At 69.1% G+C, this 8,727-nt stretch carries 9 protein-coding genes; 4 read left to right on the forward strand and 5 right to left on the reverse strand.

All coding sequences use genetic code 11. The features are described 5' to 3' along the window. Positions 1-159: 159 nt before the first annotated feature. Both G6023_RS12290 and G6023_RS12295 read left to right on the forward strand, forming a co-directional pair. Positions 160-765, forward strand: a complete 606-nt coding sequence (locus tag G6023_RS12290) for a hypothetical protein (protein ID WP_182635738.1) — start codon at positions 160-162, stop codon at positions 763-765. Positions 766-929: 164 nt separating this feature from the next. Further along, entirely contained in the window at positions 930-1,355 is a 426-nt protein-coding gene (locus tag G6023_RS12295; RefSeq protein WP_182635740.1) for an organic hydroperoxide resistance protein, read from the forward strand. Between the two features lie 49 nt (positions 1,356-1,404). Here the strand turns inward: G6023_RS12295 and G6023_RS12300 are convergent, their stop codons facing one another. Continuing rightward, positions 1,405-1,875: a hypothetical protein gene (locus G6023_RS12300; RefSeq protein WP_182635743.1), complete on the reverse strand. Its 471-nt coding sequence runs from the start codon at positions 1,873-1,875 to the stop codon at positions 1,405-1,407. A 402-nt stretch (positions 1,876-2,277) separates the two neighbouring features. Here G6023_RS12300 and G6023_RS12305 point away from each other — a divergent pair, with 402 nt between their 5' ends. Next, positions 2,278-2,697, forward strand: a complete 420-nt coding sequence (locus G6023_RS12305) for a cupin domain-containing protein (protein WP_182635745.1) — start codon at positions 2,278-2,280, stop codon at positions 2,695-2,697. A gap of 46 nt (positions 2,698-2,743) precedes the next feature. Here the strand turns inward: G6023_RS12305 and G6023_RS12310 are convergent, their stop codons facing one another. From G6023_RS12310 to G6023_RS12325, 4 genes are all read right to left on the reverse strand, one after another. Continuing rightward, positions 2,744-3,499, reverse strand: coding sequence for an SDR family NAD(P)-dependent oxidoreductase (locus G6023_RS12310; protein ID WP_182635747.1), 756 nt, complete (start codon positions 3,497-3,499; stop codon positions 2,744-2,746). A 40-nt stretch (positions 3,500-3,539) separates the two neighbouring features. Next, entirely contained in the window at positions 3,540-4,406 is an 867-nt protein-coding gene (locus tag G6023_RS12315; protein ID WP_182635749.1) for an enoyl-CoA hydratase-related protein, read from the reverse strand. Positions 4,407-4,624: 218 nt separating this feature from the next. Then, a complete protein-coding gene (gene acnA, locus G6023_RS12320) occupies positions 4,625-7,435 on the reverse strand; it encodes an aconitate hydratase (RefSeq protein ID WP_182635751.1) in 2,811 nt (936 codons plus the stop codon). Positions 7,436-7,714: 279 nt separating this feature from the next. Continuing rightward, positions 7,715-7,924, reverse strand: a complete 210-nt coding sequence (locus G6023_RS12325; RefSeq protein ID WP_182635752.1) for a hypothetical protein — start codon at positions 7,922-7,924, stop codon at positions 7,715-7,717. A gap of 336 nt (positions 7,925-8,260) precedes the next feature. Here G6023_RS12325 and G6023_RS12330 point away from each other — a divergent pair. Beyond that, positions 8,261-8,727: DUF222 domain-containing protein (locus G6023_RS12330; RefSeq protein ID WP_182635754.1), on the forward strand; the 467-nt coding region annotated here is incomplete at its 3' end.

Raw genomic sequence — 8,727 nt, forward strand, 5'->3', positions numbered from 1 at the left:
GGCGGGCGGAGTCCTGAGACCCGTACCGGCGGCCACGTTTCCAGCATGTTTCGAGTCGGCCCAGCCCCTCGCTGCGGGCGACCGCGCGGCCTAGAATTCGCTGGAGAAGGCGAGGTGCCCGCGATGACTCTTCAGAACCGGACGGCGTCACGGAGATCCGTGTCCGAGGACACCGCGGAGCGTGCCCTGCGGGATCTCGACGACCGACACTTCACCGAGGTCATGCTGCGGGAATTGAGGCGGCGCAGGACGTTCGCCAGGGTGGCCGACCAGGTCGACGGAGCCCTCCGGGCAGCGCGCTTCCCGATAGGGGATCCGTTCCGGCCGCCCGCCGACCCCGCCGCTGCCGCCCGTCGGGCGATGATCGCCTCCGCAGTGCACAGCGCCGTGCTGCAGGTACCCCACGCCTGCTCCACCGAGGCATGCGAGATCCTCATCGAGCGGGGCGTGGTCCCCGGCTCCACACCCGCAGATGCGCTGCGGACCTTCGCGAGGGACGGCCGGCTCATCGTGCTCCGCGGCGACCGACGCTGGGTCTACCCGCGGTTCCAGCTCGACCACTTCGACCCGCGCGACCCGGACAACATCGTCGCCATGATCAACCGGATGCTCGACGCCGGCCACTACCCTGAGGCCGCCACCGCGTGGTGGACAGCGCCGGCCGACTCGCTGCCGGACCGCCGCTCACCCACGGGGTTGCTCGGACAGGACCACGCCACCCTGCGGGAACTCGCAGCGGTATACGCGGTCGCGGCTGAGCTCTGATCGGCCGGGCCGCGCGGGCACACGTCCGCGGCGGAGGTGGCTCCGAATCCCTTCTGATCGCCGGCCTGGCCACTCGCCTGACCCCCGGCGGTCAGGCGGCAGCGCCCGCGGCCGCCGCGTACGTTGGGCCACACCTGCACGTCCCCGACCGAGGAGATTCCCGAATGTCCGATGCGCTCTACACCGTCGAAGCCCTCTCCACCGGCGGAGGCCGGGACGGGCACGTCGCCACCGCCGACAAGGCCGTGGACCTGGAGATGGCCCCGCCGAAGGAACTCGGCGGCTCGGGCGAGGGCAACAATCCCGAGCAGCTGTTCGCCGCCGGGTTCGCCGCCTGCTTCCACTCCGCCCTGCAGAGCGCGGCGCGGGCGAAGAAACTCACGATCAACGGCTCGTCCGTGGGCGCGCGGGTGTCACTGGTGCGCTCGGGCGAGGAGAGCATCGACATCGCCGTGGACCTCGAGGTCATCATCCCCGACGTCGAGGCCGAGCAGGCCGACGAACTCGCGAAGCTGGCCCACGAGCTGTGCCCGTACTCCCGGGCCACGCGGGGCAACATCGAGGTCACCGTCTCGGTCGGCGAGGACTGAGGCCCGGCGCCGACAGTGCGCTGCTCGGGGCGTGGATTAGGTGAACGGGCTACGAGAGCGTGCGATCCGTCAGCCACCAGGTCACGGCGCGGTTCACCGGCTCGCGCGTGGACCCGTCGCCCAGGCGGGGCACGTCGAACCACACCCGTAGAGGCGGCCCACCGATCACGGGCACGTCCGCGAACTGCAGGGAACGCTGCCCCGACGAGAAGTCCCACCTGTTGACCGTCGAGCACGAGATGACCGGCACGAAACCCGTCGCACAGATCACCTCGGCGCGCGGCTCGAGCGGAGTCAGGACCCTCGTCCCCGGGATCGCAGGGTTCCAGAAAGCGGGGTCCTCCGGCCCCAGCACGTCGCTGACGACCTGCGGCATCCCGCGGGGCACCGGAGGCGCCGCGGCGGGCAGTCCCGCGGCGTCCGGATCGGCGGCAGCGGTGGCGGTGCCGAGCGCGCTCACCGCGCCGGCCAGGGCGACCGCGAGGCCGAGACGACGACACGCGAAATGGGGCAGGGGCACGGCAACTCCTGGGTGGGTGAGAGAGGCCCCACGGTAGCAGCGGGGTCGCGCGACCGGTTCGGCCTTCCGCGAGGCGGCGGCGCTTCGATGAGGGGTTGCCCTCGTCGTCGTCCCCGTCGTCGTCGTCCCGTTGTCGTCGTCCCTCCACAGGCCGGCACGGTCAGCGCCGCGCCGGACACACACGGCAGAAGAACGATGGAGCGCCGAATCTCGATGCCGTTCGCTGATAACGTTCAGGTAGCCGACCGGAGCCCCCTTCGGTCCGAGCAGACTCAGGGATCAGTAGGTATGCCCCACAGACTGACCAGATCGTCCATCTCGATACTCGCAGGTGTCTGCGTCCTCGCCACGGCCGCGTGCAGTCCCGACGACCCGACGGCGGAGTCGCCCGAGGTGAGGACCGTGAACCCGACCGAGCCGCTCCCGCCCGCCTCGACGATCGCGGGGTCGCAGCCCTTCCTGGCCGTGGACATCGTGCAGGGCCGACAGGCCCGCCCCGTCGACCTACAGGTCGACGGCGGCGAGGACGGCGTCTCGGTGACCTTCCGCGAGATCACGATCGAGCCCGGGGCGAGCACCGGCGAACACTGCCACCACGGATCCCTGATCGCCGTCGTCAAGCAAGGCGAACTCACGCACTACTCCGATCGCCACCCCGGCGGCTCCCGCATCTACCGCGTCGGGGACGCGAACATCGAGGAAGCGGGCTCGATCTATGAAAGCCGGAATCACGGTACGGAGGACGTGGTTCTGATGGCGACCTACGTGACCCCGGTCGGCAAGGAGCTCCTCGAGACGGACCTGACGAAGTGTGAGGTGTGAGCGGCCTGCTCGTCGGCTGAGGGGTCAGCGGGGGTCAGCTGAGAGGTCAGCGGGGGAGCTGCCCGTCGTCGATCTTGATGACGGTGCCGGTGACCGCCTCCGACGCGTCGGACACCAGGTAGAGCAGCGTCGAATCGATCTGTTCGGGCTGGCCGAGGCGCTGACGGGGGAGCCCGGGCGCGATGTCGCCCACGCGGGAGAGCATGCCGTCGGTCATCTCCGAGGCGAAGACCCCCGGGGCGATCGCATTGACGTTGATGAACCTGCGCGACCACTCCACGGCGAGGGTCTCCGTCATCCGACTGATCGCTGCCTTGGTGGTCGAGTAGAGCGCCGCGCCGTTGCCGTCGTACTGGTAGGCGCTCATCGACGTGATGTTGACGATCCGGCCCGGCACCCCGGCCTCGATCAGGCGGCGCGCCACACCGGTCGCCATGAGCCACGGGCCACGGACATTGGTGTCCAGCACGGCGTCGACCAGCTCCAACGACATCTTGTGCGCACGCTGCGCGTCCGGGATGCCGGCGTTGTTGACGAGGATCTGCGGGAGGCCGATCTGCTCTGTGACGTCGGTGAGGCAATCCTCGATCGAGGCGGGATCGGTGACATCGAGCCGGACGCCGTGTGCCTTGCCCCCGCTCCGGCCGATGGACTCGACGACCTCCCGGATCCGCTCGGCCCGCCGCCCGGTGACGACCACAGTCGCGCCCGCGCCTGCGAGTACGTGCGCGAACCTGGCACCGAGTCCGGCCGTCGATCCGGTGACGATCGCGACGCGACCCGTGAGGTCGTCAGCAGTCATGGTGGGGTCCTATCGGTTGTGGGCCCGAGAGCGGCCGGGGTCAGGAGAAGAGGTCGGGCAGGCCGTCGGACACGCGGTCCGGGAACTCCGGCTGCTCTTTGGCGAGGAACGCGGTGACGCCGGCGCGCACATCGGCGGACTTACCACGGGTGTAGATGCCGATCGACTCGGCGCGGTGGGCGACCTCCGGACCGGGCGCGCCGAGCATGCGCCACAGCAGCTGGCGGGTCAGTGCGGCCGACACCGGCGACGTGCCCCGCGTCATCTCGCGCGCGACCTCGAGGGCGCGCGGGAGAACCTCATCGGCGGGCAGCACCTCGCTCACCAGCCCTTTCTCCAAGGCCTCGGCGGCGAGGATCGTCTTGCCGCCCACGGCCCATTCGATCGCGGTGGAGATGCCCACGATGCGGGGCAGGAACCACGTCGAGCACGCCTCCGGCACCAGACCCCGGCGCGTGAACACGAACCCGAACTTGGCGGTGTCCGCGGCGATGCGCACGTCCGTCGGCAGGGTCATGGTCACCCCGACCCCCGCGGCCGACCCGTTGATCGCCGAGATGACCGGCTTGGTCATGCGGAAGATGCGCAGCGCGACCTGACCGCCGGTGTCCGGCGGGGCCCCGCCGGTGTCGACATCGGGATCAGCCGCGAACGCGTCGCCCCCGCCCGAGATATCGGCCCCCGCGCAGAACGCCCGGCCCGTGCCGGTGAGGACCACAGCACGCACATCGTCGTCCGCATCGCAGTTGTCCAACGCGGTGATGATGTCCGTCAGGTTCTCGTAGGTCGCCGCGTTGAGCCTGGCCGGGCGGTTGAGTCGGATCACGGCGATCTCGCCGTGGCGATCGAGGATGACCTCGGGCTGGTCGGGCGGGTTCTCGGAAGCCTGATCCGGCGAGGGCTGCATGATGTCGGACGTTACCTGCGCCGAGCAGCGGCGCTGGCCGGATCGACCACATCTTGTCGCGGGCGGCGTGGGCCGGTTCGGCTCTCTCCGCAACTGCGGGTCGTCGGCGGTCGCCCACCTCGTCGTCGTCGTTGTCGTTGAGACCTCCGGTGCCGGGGCGGCCCCAACGCGCGTCGCGTCGGTGGGCTGGGTCGCGGGGCGTGGGGCGGGTCGTGGGATCAGAGCATCTGCCGGAGCATGTACGGCAGGATGCCGCCGTGCTCGTAGTACGCCTCCTCCGCCGGGGTGTCGATGCGGACCTTCGCCGTGAACTCGACCGCCGAGTCGCCCTCGCCGGCCCGGACCGTCACCTCCTCCGGAACGCTGTCCCGGCCCTCGAGCCCGGTGATGGAGAACAACTCGTCGCCCTTGAGGCCGAGACTCTCGGCGGACTCGCCCTCGGGGAACTGCAGGGGCAGGACGCCCATCCCGATGAGGTTCGAGCGGTGGATCCGCTCGTACGACTGCGCGATCACCGCCCGTACCCCCAGCAGGGACGTACCCTTGGCCGCCCAGTCCCGCGACGACCCGGACCCGTACTCGGCCCCGGCGATCACCACCAACGGCACGCCCTCCTCGGCGTAGCGGTTCGAGGCGTCATAGATGCTGGTCTGCTCACCGCTGGGGAAATGGGTGGTGACCCCGCCCTCGGTGCCGGGCGCCAACAGATTCCGCAGCCGGACGTTGGCGAACGTGCCACGGATCATCACCTCGTGATTGCCGCGCCTCGACCCGTACGAATTGAAGTCCGCCGGCTCGACCCCCTGCTGCTGCAGGTACTCGCCCGCGGGCGAACTGGGCTTGATCGCCCCGGCCGGTGAGATGTGGTCCGTGGTCACAGAATCGCCCAGCAGCGCCAGGACGCGGGCGTCGGTGATGTCCCGCATCGGCTCGGGCTCGACCGCCATTCCGTCGAAGTACGGCGGCCGGCGGATGTAGGTGGAGTCCTCGGTCCAGTCGAACTTGTCACCCCCCGGCACGTCCATGCCGCGCCAGTTGTCGTCCCCGTCGAAGACGTCGGCGTAGCCCTTGGTGAACATGTCTGCCTCGAGATTGGCGTCCACGACCTCCTTGATCTCCGCCGAGCTGGGCCACACATCACGGAGGTAGACCGGCTCGCCATCAGAGCCCGTTCCGAGCGGGTCCTCAAGAAGGTTCTTGCGCATCGTCCCGGCCAGCGCATAGGCGATGACCAGCGGCGGGGACGCCAGGAAGTTCATCTTGACCTCGGGGTGGATGCGGCCCTCGAAGTTGCGGTTGCCCGACAGGACCGCGGCGACGTTGAGGTCCTTGTCATTGACCGCCTTGCTCACCGCCGGGGTCAGCGGCCCGGAGTTGCCGATACACGTCGTGCAGCCGTAGCCGACCAGATCGAACCCGAGCTCCTCCAGGTACGGGGTGAGGCCGGACCGGTCGTAGTAGTCGGTGACGACCCGAGACCCGGGGGCCAACGTCGTCTTGACCCACGGCTTGGGCTTCAGACCACGCTCCACGGCCTTCTTGGCCAGCAGCGCCGCTCCGATCATCACCGAGGGGTTGGACGTGTTGGTGCACGAGGTGATCGCCGCGATGACCACGTCCGCGTGGTCGAAGATCACCGGCGACTCGTCGCCGTCGATCATGATCTCCGCCGGATCGCTCGGCCACCCGAGCTCGGCGTTGGCGGTCAGCTGCTCCTCGGAGTAGTGGCGGGGAGGCTCGTTCTTCGCCGTAGTGGAACCGGGGGAGACCGGGTCGCTGGCGGGGAAGGAGTCCGCCGAGGCGTCATCCAGACTCCCGTCGTCCTTCTCCGACCGGTTCTTCTCCTCATCGAGATTGCCGAGCACCACGGCCGGCGCATCGCCCAGCGCGATGCGGTCCTGCGGCCGCTTGGGCCCGGCGATCGACGGGACCACCGTCCCCAGGTCCAGCTCGATGACCTCGCTGTACTCGGCCGGGTTGTCCGGGTCGTGCCACAGGCCCTGCTCCTTGGCGTAGACCTCGACCAGCTCGATCTGCTGTTCCGACCGACCCGTCAGCCGCAGGTAGTCCAGCGTCTCGTCGTCTACCGGGAAGATGGCGCACGTCGAGCCGAACTCGGGGCTCATGTTGCCCAGTGTCGCCCGGTTGGCCAGCGGGACCGCGGCGACACCGGGGCCGAAGAACTCCACGAACTTGCCCACGACGCCGGTCTGGCGCAGCAGCTCCGCGACGGTGAGGACGAGATCGGTTGCCGTGGTGCCCTCCCGCAACTCGCCGGTCAGCTTGAGCCCGATGACCTGCGGGATCAGCATGCTCATCGGCTGGCCGAGCAACGCGGCCTCCGCCTCGATGCCGCCGACGCCCCAGCCCAGCACGCCGAGACCGTTGACCATCGGCGTGTGGGAGTCGGTACCGACGAGCGTGTCCGGGTAGGCCTGGGTCATACCGTCGGTCCCCTCGCGCGTGAAGACGACCCGGGACAGGTATTCGAGGTTGACCTGGTGGCAGATGCCGGTGTTCGGCGGGACCACCACGAAGTCGGCGAACGACTCCTGCGCCCACCGGAGCAGCTGGTAGCGCTCCTGGTTGCGGCCGAACTCCAGCTCTGCATTGACCTCGAACGCATCCGGGCGGCCGAATACGTCCGCGATGATCGAGTGGTCGATCACGAGCTCGCCGGGGATGAGCGGATTGATCTTCTTGGGGTCGCCGCCGAGGTCGGTGATGGCATCGCGCATCGCGACCAGATCCACCACGCACGGCACCCCGGTGAAGTCCTGCATCAGCACCCGGGCGGGCGTGTACTGGATCTCCCGCTCCGGCGGGGACTGGGGAGTCCACTCCCGCAGTGCCTCGACCTGCTCGGCCGTCACCACTCGGCCGTCCTCGTTGCGCAGAAGATTCTCCAGCAGGACCCTGAGGCTGTAGGGGAGCGGGACCGCGGTGGAGACCTGATCGAGTCGGTAGACCTCGTAGTCCACGCCCCCGACTGCCAGCGAATCCCTCGAACCGAAACTGTTGACACTCATGACCGGCCCTTTCGTAGAGGTGCCGGTGCGGCCCGTGCTAGTGACGAGGATCACCGGCGTTGTTGCCGACCCTACTCCCGAAAACCGGAAGTTATAAGGCGTCACGCGTACCCGGGCTGGGGCTCGAGAGGGTCCCGGCCGGAAACGATCTGGGGGGCTCATCCGCTGACGAGGGCCGGTTCGGAATTCCCTGTTCAGGCAGGCCGTAGGCAGGGGCTGCCTTCGTCGTCGTCGGATCCAACTGGCCCACTCGCATGGGAGGCTCGCTGATCGCGCGGGTCAGACGCCCTGGTCGTCGTCACCCTCCGCGTCGCTGTCGCTGTCGCCGTCATCAACGGGCAGTTCGATGGCCTGCTCGGCGACGTCGGCCGGATTCGCCTCACGGAAGGGGTCCTCGACGGTCACCTCGGGCTCGTACTCCTCGGGTGCGGTGACTGAATCCGGGCCCGGGGTGTACTCGTCCGGGTCGATACGGTCCTCGGCGATCATCTCGTCCTCCTCCTGGCGCAGGGGCGTGTGCCTCCACCTCTAGCAGCCTCCCGCGAGCGGCGCCAGGGGCGACGGCAACGAAAGATCGTCTCGCTGGCATCGTCTCGGGTCGAGAGTCTGTTGTGGTCGATGCTCCGAGGAGTGACCAGGCAGCGTGGAGGCAGCCTGTTGCGACGAGTCCACCCTGCTGGCTGAGGACTTCTGCGCCAGGCGAGAGGGCTGGGCCGCGGGTGGCGAAATGTACTGATTTAACCCTTGCGTGTTCGAATGTGTGTGCTTAGTATAGAACACAGATTCGATATCAGATAGGCGGCGCACGGTCAGGGGGTGGGGCACATGGGCGGTAACGCAGACCACGCGGCCGATGGCCCCTCCTCGTGCGGCGACTCCTCCTCGCCTGGTGGCGGCTCGGGTTCCGCGGCGCCCTCTTCGCTGTCGGGGCTGCGGGCGGCGGCGCGTGAGGGGTGGATGGGCGAGAATCGTGCGGCGGCGCGCCGGTTCGTGGCCTGTTACGAGTTGTTTGTCGAATGCCAGCGCCGGGAGGAGTCCGGGGCGGGCGGCGGTGAGTGTCGGCCCGGTCATGCCGTGCTCGATCCGATCGATGTCGCGGCCGGGTACGTGGTGTCGGCGATGGCGATCTCGACGGGCCGGGCCGAACGGATGATCACCTTCGCCCTCGATCTGCACCTGCGGTATCCGGCGATCCTGTCCGCGATGACGCAGGGGCGGCTGGATCTGCAGGCCGCGAAGATACTGGCCTCACAAATGGCCACCGTCCACGTCGATGTGCTCGAGGCGGTGCA

The organism is Dietzia sp. DQ11-71 (assembly GCF_014144995.1).
Classification (GTDB): Bacteria; Actinomycetota; Actinomycetes; order Mycobacteriales; family Mycobacteriaceae; genus Dietzia; species Dietzia kunjamensis.

Coding starts and splice junctions, on each gene's coding strand:
- G6023_RS12295 (WP_182635740.1), top strand. CDS start 930: ATGTCCGATGCGCTCTACACCGTCGAAGCCCTCTCCACCGGCGGAGGC.
- G6023_RS12310 (WP_182635747.1), bottom strand. CDS start 3,499: ATGACTGCTGACGACCTCACGGGTCGCGTCGCGATCGTCACCGGATCG.
- G6023_RS12315 (WP_182635749.1), bottom strand. CDS start 4,406: ATGCAGCCCTCGCCGGATCAGGCTTCCGAGAACCCGCCCGACCAGCCC.
- acnA (WP_182635751.1), bottom strand. CDS start 7,435: ATGAGTGTCAACAGTTTCGGTTCGAGGGATTCGCTGGCAGTCGGGGGC.
- G6023_RS12325 (WP_182635752.1), bottom strand. CDS start 7,924: ATGATCGCCGAGGACCGTATCGACCCGGACGAGTACACCCCGGGCCCG.